Origin of the sequence: Nonomuraea sp. NPDC049419 (assembly GCF_040676995.1) — a bacterium.
Taxonomy (GTDB): domain Bacteria; phylum Actinomycetota; class Actinomycetes; order Streptosporangiales; family Streptosporangiaceae; genus Nonomuraea; species Nonomuraea salmonea.
On record NZ_JBFAQB010000014.1, the window covers coordinates 111,552 to 133,952 of the forward strand.

Annotated in this window: 21 protein-coding genes and 1 pseudogene; 9 read left to right on the plus strand and 13 right to left on the minus strand. The window is 71.9% G+C overall.

The window, feature by feature from the left end; translation table 11 throughout:
• Nucleotides 1-22: 22 nt before the first annotated feature.
• The 3 genes from AB0K12_RS32815 to AB0K12_RS32825 all read left to right on the plus strand — a co-directional run bounded on the left by AB0K12_RS32815 (nt 23) and on the right by AB0K12_RS32825 (nt 3,064).
• Complete coding sequence (locus tag AB0K12_RS32815; RefSeq protein WP_364569910.1) at nt 23-415, plus strand: hypothetical protein; 393 nt, start codon at nt 23-25, stop codon at nt 413-415.
• An 87-nt stretch (nt 416-502) separates the two neighbouring features.
• Entirely contained in the window at nt 503-2,572 is a 2,070-nt protein-coding gene (locus AB0K12_RS32820; RefSeq protein WP_364569913.1) for a DUF4132 domain-containing protein, read from the plus strand.
• A gap of 9 nt (nt 2,573-2,581) precedes the next feature.
• Nucleotides 2,582-3,064 (plus strand): S26 family signal peptidase, encoded by a 483-nt coding sequence (locus tag AB0K12_RS32825; protein ID WP_364569916.1) that lies wholly within the window; start codon nt 2,582-2,584, stop codon nt 3,062-3,064.
• On the opposite strand, the gene AB0K12_RS32830 is transcribed toward AB0K12_RS32825, so the two are convergent.
• From AB0K12_RS32830 to AB0K12_RS32845, 4 genes are read right to left on the minus strand one after another with little or no spacing between them, the layout of a single operon-like run.
• Nucleotides 2,956-4,839: an ABC transporter ATP-binding protein gene (locus tag AB0K12_RS32830; protein ID WP_364569919.1), complete on the minus strand. Its 1,884-nt coding sequence runs from the start codon at nt 4,837-4,839 to the stop codon at nt 2,956-2,958. The two genes, AB0K12_RS32825 and AB0K12_RS32830, sit on opposite strands and share 109 nt — an antisense overlap.
• A gap of 6 nt (nt 4,840-4,845) precedes the next feature.
• Nucleotides 4,846-5,349 carry a hypothetical protein gene (locus AB0K12_RS32835; RefSeq protein ID WP_364569922.1) on the minus strand — a complete coding sequence of 168 codons (504 nt, stop codon included), beginning with the start codon at nt 5,347-5,349 and terminating at the stop codon, nt 4,846-4,848.
• 25 nt (nt 5,350-5,374) lie between these two features.
• A complete protein-coding gene (locus AB0K12_RS32840) occupies nt 5,375-5,896 on the minus strand; it encodes a MauE/DoxX family redox-associated membrane protein (RefSeq protein WP_364569925.1) in 522 nt (173 codons plus the stop codon).
• An 18-nt stretch (nt 5,897-5,914) separates the two neighbouring features.
• Nucleotides 5,915-6,055 (minus strand): hypothetical protein, encoded by a 141-nt coding sequence (locus AB0K12_RS32845; protein ID WP_364569928.1) that lies wholly within the window; start codon nt 6,053-6,055, stop codon nt 5,915-5,917.
• A 158-nt stretch (nt 6,056-6,213) separates the two neighbouring features.
• Here AB0K12_RS32845 and AB0K12_RS32850 point away from each other — a divergent pair, with 158 nt between their 5' ends.
• The gene (locus tag AB0K12_RS32850) at nt 6,214-7,095 is read left to right on the plus strand and encodes a LuxR C-terminal-related transcriptional regulator (RefSeq protein ID WP_364569931.1); all 882 of its coding nucleotides are present in this window, start codon (nt 6,214-6,216) and stop codon (nt 7,093-7,095) included.
• 42 nt (nt 7,096-7,137) lie between these two features.
• Nucleotides 7,138-7,416, plus strand: a pseudogene (locus tag AB0K12_RS32855) (FG-GAP-like repeat-containing protein); the annotation flags it as partial.
• Nucleotides 7,417-7,489: 73 nt separating this feature from the next.
• Here the strand turns inward: AB0K12_RS32855 and AB0K12_RS32860 are convergent.
• The 4 genes from AB0K12_RS32860 to AB0K12_RS32875 form a co-directional block, all read right to left on the minus strand.
• Nucleotides 7,490-8,908 carry a BTAD domain-containing putative transcriptional regulator gene (locus AB0K12_RS32860; RefSeq protein WP_364569934.1) on the minus strand — a complete coding sequence of 473 codons (1,419 nt, stop codon included), beginning with the start codon at nt 8,906-8,908 and terminating at the stop codon, nt 7,490-7,492.
• A gap of 164 nt (nt 8,909-9,072) precedes the next feature.
• Nucleotides 9,073-9,744 (minus strand): response regulator transcription factor, encoded by a 672-nt coding sequence (locus AB0K12_RS32865; RefSeq protein WP_364569937.1) that lies wholly within the window; start codon nt 9,742-9,744, stop codon nt 9,073-9,075.
• A gap of 21 nt (nt 9,745-9,765) precedes the next feature.
• Nucleotides 9,766-9,891 (minus strand): hypothetical protein, encoded by a 126-nt coding sequence (locus tag AB0K12_RS32870; protein ID WP_364569940.1) that lies wholly within the window; start codon nt 9,889-9,891, stop codon nt 9,766-9,768.
• An 80-nt stretch (nt 9,892-9,971) separates the two neighbouring features.
• Nucleotides 9,972-11,021, minus strand: coding sequence for an aldo/keto reductase (locus AB0K12_RS32875; RefSeq protein WP_364569943.1), 1,050 nt, complete (start codon nt 11,019-11,021; stop codon nt 9,972-9,974).
• 48 nt (nt 11,022-11,069) lie between these two features.
• On the opposite strand from AB0K12_RS32875, the gene AB0K12_RS32880 reads away from it, so the two are divergent.
• Nucleotides 11,070-11,465: a MerR family transcriptional regulator gene (locus AB0K12_RS32880; protein WP_364569946.1), complete on the plus strand. Its 396-nt coding sequence runs from the start codon at nt 11,070-11,072 to the stop codon at nt 11,463-11,465.
• Here AB0K12_RS32880 and AB0K12_RS32885 read toward each other — a convergent pair.
• Together AB0K12_RS32885 and AB0K12_RS32890 are read right to left on the minus strand one after the other, a co-directional pair.
• Entirely contained in the window at nt 11,459-11,839 is a 381-nt protein-coding gene (locus tag AB0K12_RS32885; RefSeq protein ID WP_364569949.1) for a hypothetical protein, read from the minus strand. The genes AB0K12_RS32880 and AB0K12_RS32885 overlap by 7 nt on opposite strands.
• A 181-nt stretch (nt 11,840-12,020) precedes the next feature.
• Entirely contained in the window at nt 12,021-12,215 is a 195-nt protein-coding gene (locus AB0K12_RS32890; protein ID WP_364569952.1) for a hypothetical protein, read from the minus strand.
• 278 nt (nt 12,216-12,493) lie between these two features.
• Between AB0K12_RS32890 and AB0K12_RS32895 the strand changes: the two genes are divergently transcribed.
• Nucleotides 12,494-13,210 carry a hypothetical protein gene (locus tag AB0K12_RS32895; protein ID WP_364569955.1) on the plus strand — a complete coding sequence of 239 codons (717 nt, stop codon included), beginning with the start codon at nt 12,494-12,496 and terminating at the stop codon, nt 13,208-13,210.
• 54 nt (nt 13,211-13,264) lie between these two features.
• Here AB0K12_RS32895 and AB0K12_RS32900 read toward each other — a convergent pair whose 3' ends face one another.
• Complete coding sequence (locus AB0K12_RS32900; RefSeq protein ID WP_364569958.1) at nt 13,265-17,353, minus strand: hypothetical protein; 4,089 nt, start codon at nt 17,351-17,353, stop codon at nt 13,265-13,267.
• Nucleotides 17,354-17,409: 56 nt separating this feature from the next.
• Nucleotides 17,410-19,752 (minus strand): S1 family peptidase, encoded by a 2,343-nt coding sequence (locus tag AB0K12_RS32905; protein ID WP_364569960.1) that lies wholly within the window; start codon nt 19,750-19,752, stop codon nt 17,410-17,412.
• Nucleotides 19,753-19,929: 177 nt separating this feature from the next.
• Between AB0K12_RS32905 and AB0K12_RS32910 the strand changes: the two genes are divergently transcribed.
• Nucleotides 19,930-20,697, plus strand: a complete 768-nt coding sequence (locus AB0K12_RS32910; protein ID WP_364569963.1) for an oxidoreductase — start codon at nt 19,930-19,932, stop codon at nt 20,695-20,697.
• 15 nt (nt 20,698-20,712) lie between these two features.
• Nucleotides 20,713-21,444 carry an SDR family oxidoreductase gene (locus tag AB0K12_RS32915; RefSeq protein ID WP_364569966.1) on the plus strand — a complete coding sequence of 244 codons (732 nt, stop codon included), beginning with the start codon at nt 20,713-20,715 and terminating at the stop codon, nt 21,442-21,444.
• Nucleotides 21,445-21,469: 25 nt separating this feature from the next.
• On the opposite strand, the gene AB0K12_RS32920 is transcribed toward AB0K12_RS32915, so the two are convergent.
• On the minus strand, nt 21,470-22,363 hold the full coding sequence (locus AB0K12_RS32920) for a LysR family transcriptional regulator (RefSeq protein ID WP_364569969.1): 894 nt from the start codon (nt 22,361-22,363) through the stop codon (nt 21,470-21,472).
• Nucleotides 22,364-22,401 lie beyond the last annotated feature (38 nt).

The following is a 22,401-nucleotide window of genomic DNA, read 5'->3' on the forward strand; positions in this document are numbered from 1 at the left end:
TCCGACGACAGAAGGATGGCCGATGGCATCGGTGACGTTTCGTGACGAGTCCGCGAGTGGGCGGGCCCTGGAGGAGTTCTCCCTGCCGGGCCTGCCTGACCGGATCTCGGCCAGGGAGCTCGTACGGCTGCGCGTCCGCGAGGAGGTGGCACGCCACAACGCCGCCCCCAAGCGGCATTTCAGGGGGCTGGTGAAGCCGGCCGATGCCGAGGCCGAGCTGAACGGCTACCGGTTACGCGCCGCGCGGAAGCTCGACTGGGAGAAGCAGGCCGACGCCGCTGAGGCCGCGTTCGCGCGCAACGGGTTCCTGCTGCTGGTCGGCGACCGGCAGATCATGGACCTCGACGTGCAGATCGACCTCGACGCCGACCCGGTCGTGTCGTTCGTCAAGCTCGTGCCGCTGGTGGGTGGCTGACGTGGACGTGAGGTCTTCGCTCGTGCCGCTGGTGGGTGGCTGACGTGGACGTGAGGTCTTCGCTCGTGCCGCTGGTGGGTGGCTGACGTGGATGGGCTGTCCCCGCTCGCGCGGCGGCTCTGCGATCTGATCGACGGCACCGCCGACGATCCCACCCGCTGGCCTGAGGTGCCTCGGCTGAGCGTCGGTCTCGCAGGCATGGGCAGCGGATCACCCATCGCCACTGGACCGGCGCCTTACGCGCTCGACGCGCGGACCAGGGAGAAGCTGGTCGAGCCGGCTCGGGAGCTGGTCGGGTTCATGCTGTCCAAGACGTACGGCTGGCCCGCCGTCGTGGTGGCGGCCGGGCTGGCGGGCATGGACGCCGACGTGCGGGCCGCGCTCGCCGGGCAGCACGGGCCGATCGCGGTCGCCGAGATCGACCTGGTGCTCGGCTGGGAGGTGGAGCTGCGGGCGCTGTTCGCCGAGACCCGCATGCAGGACGGCCAGCCGGTGCCCGTCCCGATCGAGTGGATCGGCGGGTTGCCGGGATATGTGGGCTTCGCCCGTACGGCGCTGGAGATGGCGCGCGATCGCGCCGTGGCGATCCACGCGGGTGAGATCCCCTACCGGGCGGAGAAGGCGTTCGACGACGGTGAGCGGCGCACGCTCGGCAGGGCCGTGCGGCTGGCGCTCCTGCGCGACGAGAGCTGGCTGCCCGAGCTGCTCGACGAGCTGGTCCGCGGTATCGCGGTGGCGCCCACCCAGGCCAAGACGCTGCCGTCGCAGAAGCTGCTGTTCGAGATCGCCCGCGCGGCGGAGGAACATCCGACGCCCGAGGTGATCTCCGCGCTGCGCACCGCCCGCCGCATCACCCGGCACGGCGGGGTGCCGATGCAGCTCGACCGCAAGTTCAAGCGCATGGAGCCGGCGTTGGCCGAGCGGCTGGAGGTGGCGTTCAGGATCCCCGACGGGCGGGTGCGGGAGGAGTTCGGCGAGCACACGGCGGTGATCTCGACGGACGGCGGGGTCGAGCTGTCGTGGTGGCACGGGCCCAAGAAGCTGCGGTCGGTCCCGGCGGCGGTCAGGCGTGAGCATCCCGACGAGGTCAAGCGGCTGCGCGAGCTGGCCAAGCTCACCCAGCAGCAGCAGGCGACGCTCGCCAGGGCGCTGGAGGCCGGCTACACGGGCGCGACGGCGCCGCCGTACCGGCAGCTCGAAGGGCACCCGGTGGCCGAGCGGCTGATCTGGGAGTTCGAGGTCGAGCCCGGCGTGTGGCGGGCCGAGCTGGGGATGCACGTCCCCGACGTGCCGGTGCGGCTGTGGCATCCGGCCAGGGCGTCGGTGGCGGAGGTGCGCGGCTGGCGGGAGGTGGTGCAGGACAAGGAGCTGCGCCAGCCGTTCAAGCAGGCCTTCCGCGAGATCTACCTGCTGACGCCCGCCGAGGAGGCGTCCGGCGTCTACTCCAGCCGGTTCGAGGGGCAGGTGGTGCACTATCGGCGGCTGCGGGCGCTGTTCAAGGATCGGGGCTGGACGTCGAAGTTCCAGGGGCACTGGGAGGATGACGGCGACGCGCACCGGGTCATGGCGGGCGGCGAGTGGCGGGCGACGCTGGAGCACTACCTGGCGGACGAGGTCCACGCCGACATCGGCCGGGCGAGCTTCCAGCGCAGGAGCGGCGGCGTTTGGCGTGACGTGCCGCTGAGGGAGGTGCCGCCGCTGGTGTTCAGCGAGGGCATGCGGGACATCGACCTGTTCGTGGGCGTCGCCTCCATCACCCTCGATCCGCAGTGGGCCGGTCAGGGGCCCGACCGGCTGCGGGACCACTGGGAGGCCGGGCCGTTCGCGCCGCTGACGCCCTCCGCCGAGGTGCGCAAGGACGCGCTGGCCCGCCTCATCGGGCGCACGGCCATCGCCGACCGGTGCACGCTCACCGACCGCTATCTGGTGGTACGAGGTGATCTGCGCACGTACAAGATCCATCTCGGGTCGGCGAACATCCTCATGGAGCCCAACGACGCCTACCTCTGCATCGTCTCCGCGCGCGGTTTCCAGCCGGGGCTGTTCCTGCCGTTCGAGGAGGACGGGCGGCTGGCGCTCATCCTCAGCAAGGCGTTCCTGCTGGCCGATGACACCGCGATCACCGACCCCTCCATCACCCGCCAGCTGTCGGGCTAGGGTGAGGGCGTGTGGTACGTGCTCGGCGCCGTCGCGGTGCTCGCCGTCCTCGCGGTCGTCGCGCGACGGGCTCTCGTCGTCGTGCGGGTGGGCGGCGTGAGCATGGCGCCGACGTTCCGTCCTGGTGATCGGGTGCTGGTACGCAGGACCGCGGCGGTGCGGCGGGGCCAGGTGGTGGTGTTCGAGTCGACGCGGCCCACGGGGTGGGGCACGGGGCCGCCGGCGCCGCCCTGGGCGATCAAGCGGGTGACCGCGGTGCCGGGCGACCTGGTGCCCGGTGACGTGGCGGAGGCGGCCAAGGCGCGGCCCGGCGATCGCGTGCCGGAAGGGGCGCTCGTGGTCGTCGGCGACGGCACGTCGAGCGCGGACTCGCGGGTCTACGGCTACCTGCCGGCCGATCGGGTGCTCGGCGTGGTCGTGCGGACGCTGTCCCCCGCTCCTGAATCGCCCGGTCCGTCGTCTCCTGAGGTGTCGGATGGCGCGGTTTCGTAGCCGGTGGCCTGCAGGGTGAACAGGCGTGCGTACGCACCGTCCGACGCCATGAGCTCGTCGTGCGTGCCGCGTTCCGCGATCCGCCCTTCGCTCAGCACCACGATGAGGTCGGCGGAGCGTACGGTGCCGAGCCGGTGGGAGATGAGCACGCTCGTCCGGTCGCCCCGGTATCCGCGCAGGCTGGTGTGCACCTCGTGCTCGGCCTGGGCGTCGAGGCCGGAGCTGGGCTCGTCCAGGATGAGCAGGTCCTGGCGCTGCCGCAGGAACGCGCGGGCCAGCGCCAGGCGCTGCCACTGCCCGCCCGACAGGGAGACGCCCGACTGGTCGTCCCGGTCGCCGAAGAGGCGGCTGAGCATGGTGTCGTAGCCACGAGGCAGCGCGGCGATCGTGTCGTGGACGCCCGCCCGCCTGGCCGAGTCGCGGATCCGCCCCGGCTCCGCCGTGAGGTCGCCGAGCATGATGTTCTCGGCGGCGGTGAGGTCGTAGTCCATGTAGTCCTGGAAGACCGCGCCGATCCTGGCCCGCAGATCGGCGGGGCTCACGTCGCGCAGGTCCACGCCGTCCCAGGTGATGCGGCCCTTGCTCGGGTCGTACATCCGGCACAGCAGCTTGACCAGCGTGCTCTTGCCCGCGCCGTTCACCCCGACGAGGGCGACCGTCCGGCCCGAGGGGATGAACAGATCGACTCCGCGCAGGATCCAGGGGTGCTCGTCGCTGTAGCGGAACCACACGTCGCGCAGCTCGATGCCCTGGCGCAGCGCGGGCAGCGCGGCGGGCTCGCGCGGCACCGGCAGGTCGGGGTCGGCCGCGACCACGTCCGTGTAGTGGCCGAACATCAGCAGCGCGTTGTGCACGTCCGCCCAATGGCTGACGATCGCGTTCAGCGCCGCCTGAACGCCCGCGACCGCCGCGACGAAGACCGTCACGTCGCCCACGCTGATGCTCCCGGCGGCGGCGCTGATGATCGCCCAGAGCAGGCCGCCGGCCGCCACGACGCTGCCGAGCAGCGCCATCGCGCCCTGGCTGCGCAGGGCGCGGCGGTCGACGTCGCGTTCGGCCCGGTTGATGCCGCGCACCTCGTCGAGCATCCTGGTACGCAGGTAGTCGCCCAGCCCGAACAGCCGCACCTCCTTGGCCGCCTCGGGCCGGGTGAGCAGGTCGCCGAAGAAGACCTGGCGCCGCATGGCGGGCGTGATGTCGTACATGACCTCGGCGCGCCTGCGGCTCAGCATGAGCTCGATGCGGGCCGAGGGCAGCGCGGCGACCACGATGACGACGATCATGAGGGGGTTGACGGCCGCCAGGCTGGCGGCGAAGCCGGCGAGCGTGATGATCGCCTGGCCGATCGCCAGCGCGCCGATGACCAGGCGGTCGGGGGCGTTGTGGCTCGCGTCGTACGCCAGCCTGAGCGTGTCGTGGAAGGCCGGCGTCTCGAAGCGGCTCAGCCCAGGATGGCGGTTGACCGCGCGGAACAGCCGGTCGTAGATGAGCACCCGCAGCGACCTGCGCAGCTGCGCCTTGGCGTAGTCGGCAAGGTGCGGCAGCACGATGACGGCCAGCCCGGCGACGGCGAGCCCGGCGGCCGTCGGGGCCAGCGCGGCGAACCCGTCGCCCCTGACCAGCCCGTCGAGGACCAGCTTGGTCAGCCAGGCGGTCGCGACCGGGGCCACGCCGGTGAGCACGCCGAGCACGGCCGCGCCCGCGGCGGCCGCCGGGTGGGCGGTCCAGGCGAGGGCGGCGGCGACGCGGATGCGTCCGAGCAGGGGGTTCGCCATGCCGGATCAGACGTTCGCGGGGATGGGGAGCTCGTCCGTGGAGTGCGCGGAGGCCGTCACGGTGCCCTCGGCGTCCACGAGGTAGAAGCCGGGGAACGGGGGGCGGCCGAAGGCGGCGTACAGGGAGCCGTCGCGCTCCTCGGTCACCACCGTCGCCACGTCCTCAAGTGCGGCGGTGAAGGTCTGCTCCTTCGGGCCGCCGCCGACGACCAGCGCCACGACGCGGTCGCGGCCCAGGTGGCGGACCCGTTCGGCGAACACGGGCAGGTGTTCGTCGCAGGCGGAGCAGTCGGTGGAGAACATGCCGACGACGGTCGCCGCTGATGTGAACGTGACGGGCGCGGTGAAGCCCGCCAGCTTGGTGCCCGGCGGGGTGAAGGCGGGTGGCGCGGTGACGTGCTTCAGGACGTTCGCGTGCGCGCGAAGGCGGCGGATCACGGCCAGGAGCAGGAACAGGTTGACGGCGCTCAGCACGCCGACGAAGACGACGGCGGCCACGAGGAAGGACATCGGCGACCCTTTGCGGTGAGGAGCGTCATTTCGCCGTGAACAGGTCGGCGAGGTCGTCGGTGAAGACGGCGAACAGCGCGATCAGGCCGCCGGCGGCGATCGCCAGCACGGCTCCCGCGAGCTGCGGCTGCGGGCCGGCGTACGAGGTCGCGAGGCCGGTGCAGGCCACGGCGATCAGGGCGAGGTTGCGTACGAGGTGCCTGCGGCCCAGCGGCGCCGACGAGGCGCCGAAGCAGTTGCAGGACGCCCGGGAGCCCGCGCGGAGCGCGTGCCGGATCCCGAGGGAGAAGGCCAGGAGCACGGCGCCGGCCAGGGCCAGCCCGGCCGGCGCCGTGAACTCCGTCGTCAGCAGCAGCACCGTCGCGGCTTCGAGGGCGACCACCGTCGCGGGCAGGGCGGCCGGCACCCGGCCCCGCGGCAGCGGGACGAGCGCCGGCACCGATCGCCGGAACGCCTCGAAGGCCGCACGCCCGCGCACCTTGCCCGCCACCGCCACCAGGAAGACGATCCCCAGCGTGCAGCGGGCGGCCAGCGCGACGTACTCCATGCTGCCGATCCGGTCTTCCTAGCGGCAGTAGGTCTTGCCGGCGTAGATGCAGCAGCGCATGCCGGTGTCGGTCCACCAGCAGGGCTCGGCCTCGGCGGAGGTGGTGGGCAGGAACCTGCTGAGCAGGCGGTCGCTCAGCTCGTTGAGTGCACGGAACACAGGGGTCCTCCTTGTAGTGCGCGCCGACGTACGCGATTTGGGTGATCAGCGCCGACACCTGGACAATAACCACGGATGATCAACTGACATAAGCGGTCAGGGCCGACAGCAACCTGCCGTGCCCGGCAGCTTGTTGTCACTCGTCCATCGGGAGCCACATGAGCCTCAGCAGTCTCGGACTGACCGATTTCGAGGAGTGCGTGTACCGGGACCTCCTGAGCGGCCACGAGACGACATCGGACGGCGTGCCCGCCGCGCTGCAGCGGCTCGCGGCCCTCGGCCTCGTGCGCTTCGACGCGGCCGGCCACCCCGTCGCCGTCGAGCCGGAGATCGGGGTCAGCCGGCTGATCCGGCGCCGGCTCCTGGAGACGCACGCGCAGCAGCGGCGCATCTCGGCGGCGTGGGAGGCGGTGCACGTGCTGAGCGCGCGGCAGCGCGGGCGGGGTCGTACGGTGACGATGGAGCAGATCGACGGCGCGGACCGGGTCGCCGAGCGCATCCGCTCCCTGGCGGTCGACGCCCAGGAGGTGCTGGCCATGCACCGGTCCGTCGACCTGCACGGGCTCGGCGAGACCACCCGCCGCCGCACGATCGTCTCCAGGAAGAGCGTGCTGGATCAGGCGGTCCTGGACCGCTGCCGCGCCCTGCACCGCTCGGGCGACCACCACCGGCTGGTGGACGACGACGGTCAGCAGCTGGTGATCGTCGACCGGGCGGTGGTCTTCGTCCCCAGCGAGCCCGGCGGTGACAGCGCCTTGCTCATCTCGCAGGCGGGCGTGGTGGCGGCGATGGCGGACCTGTTCGAACGCGTCTGGTCGCACGCCCAGGACCTCGAACCCTGCCCCGCCCCCGGGCTCACCCCCCGGGAGCGGCGGGTGCTGTACCTGCTGGCCAGCACCCGCAAGGACGAGGTGGCGGCCAGGGAGATGGGGGTGAGCCTGCGGACGTACCGGCGGCACGTGGCCGCGCTATTGGAGCGCCTGGGCGCCGCGAACCGCTTCCAGGGCGCCCTCCTCGCCAAGCAGCAAGGCTGGATCTGACCACCTCAACGGGGCCACCTCTTCCCCGCCGACTTCACCGGGGACGGCCGCGCCGACGTCATGGCCATCGACGGCGAGGGCGAGCTCTGGTTCTACGCCGACACCAGCCCGAACGGCGTCACCCTCGACGCCCGCAGCCAGTCCGGCACCGGGTGGAGCAGCTACAGGCCCGTGGCCATGGACCTGAGCGGTGACGGCAGGACCGACCTGGTCGCCGTCGACGGCAAGGGCACGCTGTGGGTCTATCCCGGCAGGGACGACGGCCGCTTCGGCGCCCGCTACCAGATCGGCGTCAACTGGCGGATCACGGCCATCGGCTGACCTCGTACGGGGGAGGCGGCCCGCGCACGGCGGGCCGCCTCCTTCACTGCTTTCGCCGGACCATCCGGCCCGGTCACACCCGCTGAGGTGTCAGGATGTCCGCGTGGCGGCAGGCCAGGCGCTTCACCGCGCACCAGCCGGTGTCCCTGGCGGGCTCGCGGGCGCCCGTGTCGAGGGCGGTCAGCCGCAGGTGGCCCGCGCTGTCAAGGGTGGCCGGCATCCGGCGGCTGGTGACGATCACCGCGCAGCGTGTGCCCGCGGGGATGAGCGGCCGTACCTGGTCGGCGTCGAGCGCGTTGTCGAGGACGACCAGCAGGTTGCGCGCCGAGGTCAGCGAGCGGTAGCGGGCCGCGGCCTCCTCCAGCGCCGGCGGCACGGCTGCGCCGTCCAGCCCGAGCGAGCGCAGCAACCGGCACAGGACCTCGTACGGCCCCACTGACCGGGTGGTGGCGCGGAGGTCGACGTAGATGACGCCGTCCGTGAACCGGTCGGCCACCGCGTGCGCCACGTGGATCGCCAGGGTGGACTTGCCCACGCCGCGCGGCCCGTGCACCGCCGCGACGGCCGGCAGCCCCGGCTGGGTGAAGGTGAGGGTGTCGCGCAGGCAGGCGACCTCGGCGGTGCGCCCGATGAAGGTGCGGACATCCGGCGGCAGTTCGGCGGGAACCACGCGACCGGACGGGTGTCCGGGCACCCCGGCCGCCGGCCGGGGTACGGCGGGTCCGGCCGGCGGCACTCGCCGGCGTGGCAGGTCCAGCGCCGGGTCCCGGTGGAGTACGGCCTGGTGCAGGCGGCGCAGCGCGGGACCCGGTTCGATGCCGAGCTCGTCGGCCAGCACCCGGCGGGTCTCCCGGTAGACCTCCAGCGCCTCGGACGTCCGCGAGGCGCGGTACAGCGCCAGCATGAGCTGGGCGCGCGGCCGTTCGCGCAGCGGATGGGCCTCGACGTGGGCGGTGAGCGCGGGCACGACCTCGTGGTGCTGCCCCGCCGCCAGCCGTACGTCGGCGTGCTCCTCCAGCGCGGCCAGATGCTCCGTCTCCAGGCGGGCGGACTCGGCCTGCGCCCAGGCGTCGGTCATGCCGGCCAGCGCGTCCCCCCGCCACAGGCCCAGCGCCTGGTGGTAGAGCCGGTCGGCGGCGGCGAGGTCGTCGCGCCGGTGGGCGGCGCGCGCCTGGCGGGTCAGCTGCGTGAAGCGGTGGGCGTCGATGGACTCGCGCGGCAGGTCGAGCCGGTAGCCGCCGGGCACGGTCACGATGATCTCGGGCGGCAGCGCCTCCCGCAGCTTGGACACCACGATGTGCAGCTGCTTCCCGGCCGTCGTCGCCGCGCTGTCGCCCCAGATCTGCCCCCGCAGACGCTCGGCCGAAACGGTATGCCCGGCGTTCAGCGCCAGTTTCGCCAGCACGGCGACCCGCCGCTTGCCGGTCAGTACGGCGGGCTCGCCGTCGGCCAAGACCTCCCACGGCCCTAAAACGTTGATCTCCAGCCCCATCAGAGCCCCCTGTTCGTCCTGGAGGGAAGGTGTGGATCTCTGTGTGCCAGGGGGAAGCGCGCGCATGACCGCACAGGTCCGGACCGCCGCTCCCCCGTGCAGCGGCGACCCGCACGGCCACCACCTTAGGGACGTATCGGGCGGGGTACTGTCCGGCGAACGCCCTACACCTTGTCGTTCAGCTCGGCGAGCGTGATGAGCCCGTCGTCGAGTGCCCGGCTGACCAGGTCACTCTTCGTACGGGCGGCGCGCCCCACGTTCGCGTACTTGACGCGGACCCGCGTGATGTAGGTGTCGACGGTCTTCACGCCGATGTTGAGCTTGGCCGCGACCAGCTCCTTCGAGGACGAGACGAACCACGCCCGCAGCACCTCCGCCTCGCGCTGCGACAGCCGCGGCCGCTCGGCGGAGGTGTCGGCGATGAACGCCCCGGACAGCGACGGCGTCGTGTACGCCTCGCCGCGCGCGGCCGCCTGGATGGCCGGCACCAGGTGCTCGGGCCCCTCCCGCTTGGTCAGGTACGCCAGCGCGCCCAGATCGACGCACTTGATGGCGATGCTGTCCTCGATGTGCTGGGAGTACACGACCACCCGCCGGCCGCTGTCCACCAGCCGGCGCAGCTCCCCGAAGTCGGGCATGCCGGGCACCAGCTCGAGATCGAAGATCACGACGTCGGCGTCGGCTCCTGGCCCGGTCCAGACCTCGGCGAGCCGGTCGCCCGCGTCGATGAGCCGGATCGGCGGCACGGCGGCGGCGCACCAGACGCCCACCCCCACGGCGATGGCCGCGTGGTCGTCCACGATGACGGCGGTGATCACGCGGTCGTCGGCTGCCATGGGGCCTCCATCCAGATCAGGTCACCGTGCGGGCAGGGCTTCGACGAGGACGAGGTCGGCGACGGAGTCGGCCTGGGCGGGCAGCCAGGGGGCGTCGGAGCGTACCTGGCCGGCGCCGACCATCAGCAGGGGCGTCGCCTGCGTCACCCGTGCCACCTCGCTCCCGCCGATCCGGTACGCACGAAAGCCTAACCACCGGAGGCACCAGGCGGCGATCTTGAAGGAGATCAGCCGGCCGCGCGGTCCCCGACCGGGCGGCGGCGCAGGGCGGGGTCGGTCAGCGGGGCGGGGCTCCAGAGACCGACCGGGTGGTAGACGTTCGTGCCGGGCGGCACCAGCTCGTCGATCCGGTCGAGCACGGCGTCGTCGAGCACCAGCGAGGCGCCCTTCAGCAGGCCCTCCAGCTGCTCCATCGTGCGCGGCCCGAGGATGACCGAGGTGACCGCCGGGTGCGCGGCGGCGAAGGCGATCGCCAGCTCGGGCAGCGTGCGGCCGAGCTCGTCCGCCAGCTTCACCAGCTCTTCGACGACCTCCAGCTTGGCCGCGTTGACCGGGATGGACGGGTCGAACCGCTGCGGCGCCTGCGCGGCGCGGCCCCGCGACAGGTCGATCTCCTGCCCCTTGCGGTAGCGGCCGGTCAGGAAACCCCAGCCCAGCGGGCTGTAGGTGAGCACGCCCATGCCGAGCCGCTGCGCCGTCGGCAGCACGTCCCCCTCGATGCCGCGGGCCAGGATGTTGTACGGCGGCTGCTCGGTGCGGAACCGGTACAGCCCGCGCTGCCTGGCCACGTGGTACGCCTCGACCGTCTCGTGCGCGGGGAAGGCCGAGCTGCCGAAGGCGCGGATCTTGCCCTGGCGTACGAGGTCGGTCAGCGCGGCCAGGGTCTCCTCGATGTCCGTCCTGTGGTCGGGACGGTGGATCTGGTACAGGTCGATCCAGTCCGTGCCGAGCCGCCGCAGGCTCGCCTCCACCTCGCGGACGATCCACCGCCGCGAGTTGCCGCCCCTGTTGGGCCCCTCACCCATCGGGAAGTGCACCTTCGTCGCCAGCACCACGTCGTCCCGCCGGCCGCGCAGCGCCTTGCCCACGATCTCCTCGGACTCGCCCGCCGAGTACATGTCGGCGGTGTCGACGAAGTTGATGCCGTGGTCGAGCGCTTCATGAATGATGCGGATGCTGTCGTCGTGGTCGGGGTTGCCGGCCGCGCCGAACATCATCGTGCCGAGGCAGTAGGCACTGACCTCCATGCCGGTGCCGCCGAGAATGCGATATCTCATACTTCGCGACCGTAGATCTTAGAGCCGGCTCTAAGTCAAACTGGCGGGATGTCAGGTCTGAGCATCGGCCAGGTCGCCGAGCGCACCGGTCTCAGCACCCACACGTTGCGCTTCTACGAGCGTGAGGGACTGCTGGCCCAGCCGGTACGGCGGGGCAGCGCCGGGCACCGCGTCTACAGCGAGGACGACGTCGACTGGCTGGGCGTCTGCATCAGGCTGCGGGCCTCCGGCATGCCCCTGACCGACATCCGGCGCTACACCGAGCTGGTCAGGGCGGGCCAGGGCAACGAGGCGGAGCGGCTGGAGGTGCTCCGCCGGCATCGGGAACGGGTGCTCGCGCGGATGCACGAGCTGGACGAGTGCCTCAAGCTGATCATTCACAAGGTCGGCGTGTACGAGAGCCGCCTCGGGTTGCGGGACGACGTCGTGAAGTGTGTTCAGTAGATGCGGTACTTCTTGCCGCAGTTGTCGAACTTCCCGGCCCAGCAGGTGAACGTGTAGACCTTCTCGATCCCGTGCCCGCTCCACGTGCCGACGACCTTGCCGTCCCACGCCTTGTTGAACTTGGTCCAGCGACCGTTCTGGTACACCTCGAACCAGACCCAGCCCTTCTTCCCGCCCCGCTTGTCCACCCCGTACCACTTCGTGAACACCTTGCCACCCGACTTCCACGTCTTGCCGAACGTGTACGCCTTGTGGTCACTGGAGAACACCTTCCCCCACGACGTCCCCGCCGAAGCCTGAGCCGGCGCGGTCATCGCCAGACCGGTGACAGCCATCGAACCGGCAAGAGCAGCGATCGCCAGAGTCTTACGCATCTCGGGTTCCTCCCCGTCGTCGGTGTGATCCGTTGACAGGGACATTACGGAGACCCCCACAGATCAACTGTGGACGAATGCACACAACGAATGTGATCGGCGCCACACACCTGCAACGTACGGAGATGCGACCTTGCCAGACGGGGCCCCGGGGCGGTGCGGCCCCGAAGCCCCTGTCGGTTCACGCCTTGTTGTCGTCGTCTCCTTCCCACAAAGCGCGGTATATGGCGACGATGGCAGCGGCCACGGCGGCGAGTGAGCCCGTGACAATGACCATCGTGGGGTTGACGAAAGCGAGAGCCACCAACACGGCTCCGGCGGCCAGGAGAAGCACGGCCAAGGTTCTGCGGAAATCTCCACTCATGGCAATGCTCACCTTTCTCATAGAAGGTCGGACAAGAAGGAGCGGGTCCTTCGGGGATCTCAGTGAAACCGCGACGGCGGGGCGGGGCCAGGCTTCGAGCGTGGTTGGGACGGCTTAAGCCACGCGCTCGCCGCAGCGGGACATGCGGGGTCGTGGAGAACTCCGGTGGGGACGTTTCGGGACGCAGTATCCTCAGGTCGGGAGTCAAGCTGAGACCAATTGGGACACCTGGCCCAGGGGCGCGGAGACTCGTTCACCGGCCGCCGGTCGCTACGATCGAGGCCCATGCCATGACGCACTTCCAGGGAAGGAGCTGTGCTCGTGCCATGTGTGGAAATGAAGAAGCGAGCGATGACTTAAGCTCCATCAGCACATGGGCGGACGCCATTGCCCAGCTGAAGGCGATACGGGCGACGAAACCCCGGCAGAGCCTGCGCGAGTTGCACGACAAAATGGTCCGGGGAAACCAGAAGGATAAGCTTCCCGCGGCCAGCGTCGTCAGCCGGGCCACGCTGCAGAGGATATTCGCGGCTGAGCGGCAGCCCAAGACCTGTCATCTCATCGGCATTCTTTACGCACTGGACGTTCCGCGTGAGCAGTGGGCCGCCTGGCGTGATCTGGTCAAGCGCCTGGAGACGGCCAGGCGGGACGATCAGGACGGCGACGCGACGAGCCTGCGGGCCGAGGTGGAGATCCTCAAGGGCCGGTTGGAGGCGCTGCGGGAGGAGTTTCGCGGGTTGCGGGACACGTGCGAGTCGCAGCTGCGGGAGGCGAAGGAGGCGAAGGAGGCGATGCACAGGGCCACGCCTGGAGCTCTGGCCGCCACGACGTTCGGCCTTCCGACGGCACAGAAGAAGCTGCGGCACGGGCACCACGACTTCGTGGACAGCAGCTTCGCCAAGTCGCGGGTTCGTCCCTACGTTTCGGACATGGCTCGGGGAGAGACCCGCAGCCGGGTCACCGAGCCGGCTGCCGCCGATGAGGGCGAGGAGGCATCGTCCGGCTGACGGCCCCGCCGGGTGATGAGCCGGCGGGGCCGTGAGCAGGGGCCGAGATGACGGTCAGTCGAGCCAGCGGCCGGCGCCGTGGACCGTGACTTCCAGGAGTTCTGATGGGTTGTCCGGGTTCGGGTAGTAGATGACCATGGTGGTGCCCGCCGGGAGCAGCAGTTTGACGGCCTGGATGCAGCCGGCAACCTCCTGCCGCCGCGCGTCCGGTCCCGTGCCCTCGATCGGGACCGCGTCGCACACCCCGCCGGGGTTGTTCATCACCAGCCGCAGCGTGTTGTCCTGCAGCGCCACCCCCTTGGTGGCGACCCGGTACGCGAGCCGCGTCTCCAGATGCAGGGCGGGCGGCGGGACGGGCACGCCGAACTCCCGCCGGTACAGCAGGTCGAGCCGCTGTTCCAGGGCTCTCAGGTCGTCGTGGAGCCCGCTCTCGACGGTGTAGTTCGCCCACGCGCCGAGGTCGTCGGCCGGGGGCAGGGCCGCGATGGGCAGGCCGTCGGCGTCGAGCACGCGTCCCGACGAGTCGACGATGTAGCCCTGGTTGTTGAGCTGCTTGATCGTCCGGCTCACGTCCTTGAGCTGCTCGGCGGTCTCCGCGTACGGGCAGTCACCGCCGTCCCTGACGCAGCCGACGGGCAGGATGCGCAGCAGCGACATCGCGAGGTCGGTCTCGTAGATCGCCGAGATGACCGCGCGGTCGAGGATGTTCTCCTGCAGGTACATGGTGCCCAGGATCGAGTTGTACTCGGCGAAGCGCAGGTCCGGGTCGACCATCGACTCGACGAAGGTCCCCTTCCACTGGCTCGAGTACTCGTTCCAGTTGGGGTCCTCGGTCAGGTCCATGGCTCCGGCGATGCAGTCCCTGAACTTCTTCGTCGCGCCGCCGAGGCTGCTCTTGGGCGCCTTCTTGCACTTGCCCACGATGCTCCACTGGGACATGGCGTTGAGCAGGTCCAGCGCGGTCAGGCCCATGTACTCCTCGGCGAGCCGGTGGGTCTCGCTCTCCCGGTCGGAGATCCCGCGCTTCGCCCACGAGAACAGCGGGCTCATGACGACCGACAGGCACGCGTCGAGCGCCTTGCCGACGAACTGCTTCCTGCAGGCGTCGGCGCGCTCACCGGCGTAGCCGGCCGGGTCGTTGAGCGGCCCCTTGGGGTCGTCGAGCAGGTCCTCCACGTACTGGTTGCAGTCGTTGTACGTGGGCAGGCCGTTCTCTGGCCCCCACTTGCAGTGCCCGTACCACTCGGCCTTGATCGTGTCGAGCTTCTCCTTGGCCTCGTCCCGGTAGTGCTCGAACACCTCGGCGGCGATGCGGGCCGCCTCCGAGGCGCTGTTGCCCGCCCGGATCTGCGCGTCGTACGCGGTGTCGTACGCGGCGAACGCCCTGGTCGCGTCCTGCGCCGCCGAGACGGCCGAGGCGCGCGCCCAGCGGGCGGAGAGCGAGGCCCGCCCGGCCGACTCCTGCGCCTGCTTGGTCGCGGCGGCGGCGGTGCGGACGGCCTGCGCGGCGCGTTCCGCCGACCGGGCGGCGTCCTGCGCGGCGGCCACGGCGTTGGTCGCGTGTTCGCGTGCCCGGCCGGCCGCCTGGGTCGCGGCGGTCGAGTAGCCGATGGCCTCTTCCGCCGCCCCGCGCGCCTGCGCGGCGGCGGCCTGCGCGGTGCGCGCGAAGTCGACCGCCTGCTCCGCGATCTTCGAGGTCTCGATCATCAGGGAGGTGGCCACGAAGTTGTGGGTCGCGGTCGCGTGGTCGCGCTGCGCCGCGCGGTGCCGCTCCACCTCCAGGAACTCGACCTGCATCGCGGTCGTGCCGGCCAGCGCCACCCTGGCGCCGTTGCGGACCTCGGTGCCGTTGGCGTCGTCGCCTGCGATGGAGGCGACCTTGGCGCGGACGTCGATCGCGTGCGCGGTGTTGTACGTCACGTCCAGGAACGTGCGTAGCGCATCCGGGTCCTCGGAGCGCAGGGCGGTGTTCGCCGCCTCCGCGGTGTCCGTGTCGCCGGCCTCGACGGCTTCCCCGCGGATCCGGCCGACCCGCACCCGGTCCTCGGCGGCGCGCTCGGGATAGTCCGGGTCCTCCAGGAACGCGACGACGTCACGCCACCCGCCGCCGAGTGCCCGCTCGGCGGCCGCCCTCATGGCGGGGCTGCGCGTGACCGAGAGGCCGGTCAGCGTCGTACGGTCGTCCTGCTCCTCGGCGGCGGCGAGCCCGCTCTTGACGAACTCGACGACGCGGGCGTCGTCGTCCTCACCGAGCGCGGCCATGGCGGCGGAGCTGGTCCACGAGCCCGGCACCGTCGCGAAATAGCGGGCCACCTGCCGCGCCTTGCCGGCCGCCACCGCGAGGTCGGCGCCCTCCGCCGTCGCTTGCGCGATCAGCGCGTCGATCTCCGGCGTGTGATAGCGCTTCATCGGTACGTCGAAGCCGCGGGCGTCCTGCAGCCTGGCCTTGGACGCCTGCTCGGTGACGTGCCGGGCGAAGGACAGCTCCAGCTCGTACTCGCTCCTGATGCGTTCCTCGTCCGCCTCGCGCGCCGCCTTGTAGACGTCCTGGGCCGTCTCGGCGGCGTCCAGCGCGTCCTCGGCCGCCTTGAAGGCGTTGTTGGCGTGCTCGGTCGCCAGCTCGGCGGCGTTGACGGCGGAGCCCGCGTGGCCCGCCGCGCTCGCGGCGGCGCGCGCCGACTGCTCCGCGTACGACACCGCCCGGGTCGCCGCGTCCCGTGCCTTGCCCGCCGCGTCCTGGGCGACGTTCGCGTGGCGTACGGTCTCGGCGGTGGCGGCCTTCGCCCGCTCCGCGTCGGCCCTGGCCCGGGACGCCGCCGCGAGCGCGGCCTTCGCCTCGGCGCTGGACACCCCCGCGTACTGGGCGGCGGCCTCGGCCGCGCGGCCGGCCGCCTCGGTGTTGGCCCGCGCCGAGTTCGCGGCGGCGACCGCGGCGTGCGCCTGCTGGGTGACGGCGACGATCTGGTCGATGGGCGACATCCAGTCCGTGAGCGCCGGGCCGACCTGCTGCATCGCCCGGTTGTACGCCTCCGCGTCGGCTGCGGCCTTCGCGTCCAGCTCCGCCCTGGCGGCGGCCGCCCACGCCTCGTCGGACTTGGTGTGCGCCCGCGCCGCCGCGGTCGCCGCGCGTCCCGCCGCACCGGCCGCCATGCGGGCCGCTTCCGCCGCCGACCGCGCGGCCTGGACGGCGACGCGCGAGGCCGCGGCGGCACGATCGGCGGCGTCGGCGGCCCGCCGCGCCTGCTTCCTCGCCTCGGCCGACTCCTGTCCGGCCAGCGAGGCGAGCCGCTCGGCTTCCTCCGCCTCGGCCTTGGCGGCCGCCGACTCGGCCTTGGCGCGCTCGGCCTGCGCCACCGCGGAGACCGCCTCGAACGAGGCCCGCCTGGTCGCCTCCGTGGCGCTGGTGCGCAGGTCGTCCAGCGTCTGGTTCTCGTCGTCCCTGGCCTGGGCCACGCCCCAGTCGATCTGGACGAACCGTTCCTGCATCTCCAGGCTGCCGTCCTGCAGCGCCCGGTTCGCCGCCGCCTGCACCTCGGGGCCGCCCTCGGCCATGGCGCGGTTGACGACGGCCCGCAGATCGATCCGGTACGGCAGCCGCCACCCCGTCTCGATGAACTCCCCCATCGCGCCGCGCGAGCCGTTGCGCAGCACCGCGTTCGCGGCGGCCTTGACCTCAGGACCGCCCACCGCCTTCATCTTGTTCACGCTGGCCCGCAGGTCGATCTCGCGGGCCAGCTCCCATCCGCCGTCGAGGAACGCCGCCACCGCGCCCGGCTGCTCCGAGCGCAGGGCGGCGTTGGCGGCGGCGGCCACCTCGGGGCCGCCGAGCGCCTTGATGCGGCCGACCTGCTCGCGATCGTCGAAGGCGGCGAGCCTGGGCAGCTCGGCGAGGAAGGCGCAGACGGCCGCCCTGTCGCCGAGCAGCGCCTGCTCCGCCTTCGGGCGGACGTTCAGCCCGCCCGTCACCCAGGCCTCCAGCACCACCTGCCGCTCGCAGACCGGCTCCTGCGGCGGGTCCGCCACAGGAGCCGCCGCAGGAGCCGCCGCAGTGGCGGCGGCCTGCCCGATCGGGGCGACCGACGTGAGCACCAGACCGGTGACCAGGGCCGTCCGTCCTAAGAATCTTCTGCATAACGCATTCATCGCCGTCTCCTTGAAAAGAGGGCCGGCCGGACGCCCTGGTCCGGCCGGCCGGGTGCTCAGCGAACGACCCGCAGTTCGAGGAGGGTCTCGCGGCAGTTGTCCGGGAAGTCCGGGTGGCTCTCGTCGCAAAGGGGGTCCGTACGACCGAACTGCTCGCTCTCGTCCGCCTCGACGCGCTTGGTGCGCTCCGTGCCGGTCGCCAGGTGCCGCACGGTCGCGTCCACGTCGTGGCCGGCTCCTGGTGCGCGGCTGTCGCCCTGGACCTCCTGGACGTTCGGGATGCGCAGCTTCACGTACCCGCTCGGTGAGAGGATCTTGAAGCAGACCGCCATCACGCCGAGATACGGCTCGCCGACCTGGCCCTCGCCGTTGATCAGGCCCGGGAAGACCTTGAGCGTGCCGACCCCGTCCTCCGACGGGGTGCTGCACGAGACCCAGATGATCCCGCCGTTGCCCGACAGCAGCTCGAAGTTCTTCGCCTCGGCCGCGGCCGTGCCCCAGTCGGCCTGGCCTGACGTGCCGGCGTAGTCGTGACGGAAGGTCGCCGGGTAGGCGAAACGCTCCAGGATGGAGTCGGGGCGGTGCACGGGGTACACGACGATGTTGCGCGGTATCAGGTTGCCGTTGCTGCGGCCGACGATCCAGGCGATCCTGCTGGCCGGCCGGTAGAGGAAGAGCCGGTTCTGCGTGCCCCAGCCGAGGCCGTCGAAGGCGACGATCCGGTCCACGGGGCTCTCCAGCGCGTACCCGCCGATGCCCGCCGAGCTGTGGAAGACGGCTCTGAACGAGCTGCCCGCTTCGTGCGCGAGGATCCAGGCCGTACGCGAGCCAGGGCGGTAGAGCAGCAGGTGGTCCAGCTTGCCCGAGCCGTCGTAGTCGTAGGCGATGATCCGGTCGGCCGAGCTCTTGAGGTCGTAGCCGCCGATGCCGGTCGAGCTGTGGAACACGGCCCTGAACGAGGCCCCCGAGCCGCGCTCCAGGATCCACGCGATCTCCACACCCGGGCGATGGAGCACCAGGTGGTCGAGCTTGCCCGAATGGTCGTAGTCGAAGGCGATGATCCGGTCGCGGTCGTCCCTCAGGTCGTAGCCGCCGATCCCCGTGGTGGAGGTGAAGACCGGCGTGAAAGCGCCGCCCGCGCCCCGCTTGACGATCGTGACCAGCTGCGCCCCCGGCCGGTACAGCAGCAGGTGGTCCTGCTTGCCCGTCCCCTCGTAGTCGAAGGCCACCACCTGGTCGCGGGCGTCCTTCAGGGTGAACCCGCCGATGCCGTCGTGGGTCGAGGTGAAGACCGGCGCGAACGTGGTGCCGCTGCCGTGCTTGAGTATGTGGATCGTGCCGACGCCTGGCCGGTACACCACGAGATGGTCCAGCTTCCCCGTGCCCTCGTAGTCGAAGGGGACGATCCGGTCGGCCGCGTTCTTCAGGTCGTAGCCGCCGATGCCCGTCGTGGAGGTGAAGACCGGCGCCCAGGCGCCCTCCGCGCCCCGCTTGACGATCGTGACCAGCTGCGCCCCCGGCCGGTAGAACAGCAGGTGGTCCTGCTTGCCCGAATGGTCGTAGTCGAAGGCCACCGCCTGGTCCCTGGCGTCATTGAAGGTGTAGCCGGCGAACCCCTCCGACCCGTGCTCGAACGCCCGCATCGTCTCCGTGGGCTCCCGCGCGGTCGTCCGCACCCAGTTCGCCAGGCCGTCCGCCCGCTGCGCCTCGCCGCCGCGTCCCCCGTCGGCGGCCGCGCCCAGGCAGCCGCCCTGCCCGGCGCCGATGGCGAGGCCGACGAGCTCAGGGCCGCTCCCGCCCGTCCTGATCATCGGCGCGCCCGCGTCGCCCTGGCAGGCGCTCACGTCGGCGCCGTTCGCCCCGCTCCAGCCGAACGACTCCGCCTCCACGGCTCCGATCGCGACGGGCGCGGTGTGCATCCGGTCGGGCGCCCACTCCCCGTCGGTCCGCCCGTAGCCGGCGAGCTGCAGCACGTCCCCCGCGACGGGGGCGGAGCCGATCGCGACGGGCGGCACGTCGACCACCCGCAACGCGAGCCTGACCAGCACGAGGTCGAGGCTGTCGTGGGGATGGACCCAGGTCGCGGGCAGCACCCGCGCGCCCGTACCGGTGAGGCCCGTGCCGCCGAGCGTCACCGTCGTCGGCAGGGGCGGCGCGCCGGTCCTGACGGACCCGCTCTCGGGTGTGAAGCACGTGGCCGCGGTGAGCACCCAGTGCGGGCTGATCAGGGCACCGCTGCAGGAGTGCAGCTCGCCGACCTCGACCTTCGCGACGAAGCCCCACGCGCCGCCGGAGGGCTGTTCGCCGCCCCGCACCGCGTGGGCCGGCGTCGCGACGGCGCAGAGTGCGAGCGCGAGGGCTGTGATGGGTAATAGCCGGATTAATCGCTGGAGGTTCACGGCACGATTCTGGAAGTCGCCCCCCGGCCGAACCAGGGCACCGACCGGCCATCGACCGGACATTTCGTTGCCCCCCACGCGCTATAGGAACCGCCTATAGGGGCCAACGACATTTCCTCTTTGCTTCTCGTTCTTTTCCGGACGTAGCGTTCAATCGGTTAATACGGAAAGGACGACATGATGGAACTTGCGGGAAAGCGGGCCGTGGTGACCGGGGGAACGCGCGGGATCGGGGCGGCCGTCGTACGGCAGCTCCTGGACGCCGGCGCCCGAGTGCTCACCACCGCGCGGTCCGCGGCGAGCACGGCGCCCGAGGGGGCCGGTTTCGTCCAGGCCGACGTTCGGACCAGGGCGGGGGCCGAGAGCATCGCGGCCGCCGCGCACGACGTGCTGGGCGGCGTGGACATCGTGGTGCACAACGCGGGCGGGGCGCAGCCGTACGAGGGGAGCGCCGCCATCCCCGACGAGGTGTGGCAGGACGCGCTCGACCTGAACTACCTGGCCTCCGTACGGCTGGACGCGCTGCTCGTGCCCGGCATGCGCGAGCGGGGCTGGGGCGCGATCGTGCACGTCTCGTCGGCCGCGACCCTCGCCCCGGAGGCGCCGTCGTTCCTGCACTACGCGGCGGCGAAGGCGGCGCTGGAGAGCTACAGCAGGGGGCTGGCGCTGGAGCTGGCCCCGCACGGCATCAGGGTCAACACCGTCTCGCCCGGCCGGGTCGCCACGCCCGGCGGCGAGCAGACCCGGGCGCAGTGGGCGGAGGTGGCCGCGCGCATGGCCGGCGCCCCGGCCCAGAACGACACCGCCCACGCCGCCACGCCGGTGGGGCGCGACGGCCTGCCCGACGACATCGCGAACGCGGTGCTGTTCCTCATTTCCGAGCGGGCGGGTTATCTGATCGGCCGCAATCTCATCATCGACGGCGGCGAATTCCCGATGGGCTGAAAGGTTAAAAACGACATGGAATTGCAGGGCAAAATCGCGCTCGTCACCGGCGGCACGTCAGGCATCGGCCTCGCCACCGCCCGGCGGCTGGCCCGCGAGGGCGCGGAGGTCGTCATCAGCGGCCGCGACGGCCGGCGCGGCAAGGACGCCGAACGGGCGGCGCAGGAGGACGGCAGCATCCGTTACGTCCCGGCGGACATGGCGGACCTGGGCTCGGTCGCCGAGCTGGCCAGGCAGAGCGGGCCGGTGGACATCCTCGTCAACAACGCCGGCATCTTCCCCACCGCCGCCACCCTCGACCAGACGCCGGAGGGGTACGAGGAGATCTTCGCCACGAACGTGCGCGGCCCCTTCTTCCTGGTCGCCGCGCTCGTGCCGCACATGCTCGCGAAGGGCGAGGGCAGCATCGTCAACATCAGCACGCTCGCGGCGCATCGGGGGTTCGCGGGCGCGTCGGTCTACGGCGCGTCCAAGGCCGCGCTGGAGGCGCTGACCCGAGCGTGGGCCAAGGAGTTCGGGGACGGAGGCGTCCGGGTCAACGCCGTCTCGCCCGGCCCCGTTCGTACCGAAGGGGTGGTGGCCGCGTACGGGGAGGAGGGCAACGAGCCGGTGGCCCGCGGCCTCGGCATCCCCCGGACGGCCAGGCCGGAGGAGCTGGCCGAGGCCATCTACTTCCTCGCCTCACCGCGTGCCGGCTTCGTCAACGGCACCACGTTCTTCGTGGACCTGGGCGGCGGCGTCTTCTAGACCCTTCGCGACCTTCTAGACCCTTCTAGACCAGAGAGCTCGTACGCGACCAGCTCTCCTGCTGCAGCAGCTCCAGCAAGGCCGTCTCCGCCGGGCCCGCGCCGAGCCTGAGACCGGCGATGACCGGCTGCGACACGACCGGGGACACCGGCCGCGCGAGCTGCTCATACCCGTGCGGAACGGCGGAGGCCGGGACGAGCGTCACGCCCAGCCCGTGGGCGGCCCAGCGCACGGCCGTCGCCGTCTGCGTGACACGCGCGACCGTGCTCGGCGCCATCCTGTTGTCCCGCAGCACGTCGCGCAGCACGGCGTCGAGCGCGCTCTCCCGGTCGAACCGGATCCACGGCTCCCCCTCCAGCTCACGCAGCTCGACCCGGTCCGCGGCGAGCAGGCGGTGACCGGCGCCCAGCACCACCACGAACTCCTCGTCCCCGAGGTGGTAGGCGTCGGCGCCGCCCTCGTCGCACGTCGAGGCCACCAGCACGAGGTCGAGCACGCCGCGGCGGCCCAGCCGTTCGAGCTCGGCCGGGTTCGGCTCCTCGAAGACGGTGACCTCCAGGCGGGGGAACCGGCGGCGCAGCTTGGCCAGCGCACTCGGCAGCTGCCGCGCGCCGAGCCCCATCTGCGCCGCGACCAGCAGCTCACCGGCCAGCTGCTCGTCCGCCCCGGCCCTCGCCATCGCCCGCGCCCGCCGCGCCGCGGTCACCGCCACCTGCGCCTCCCGCAGGAACGCCCGCCCCGCCACGGTGGGGACCAGGCCGGTCGGCATGCGGGTGAAGAGGGCGACGCCGAGCTCGCGTTCGAGGGTGCGGATCTGCTGGGAGACGGACGGCTGCGCGACCCGCAGCACCTCGGCCGCCGCCGTCACCGATCCCTCCTCGGCAACGGCCAAGGCGTACTCGTACTGGCGCAGACTCATGATTCCCTCCCACCGCCCGTAATCATGTAAGCGGTGGG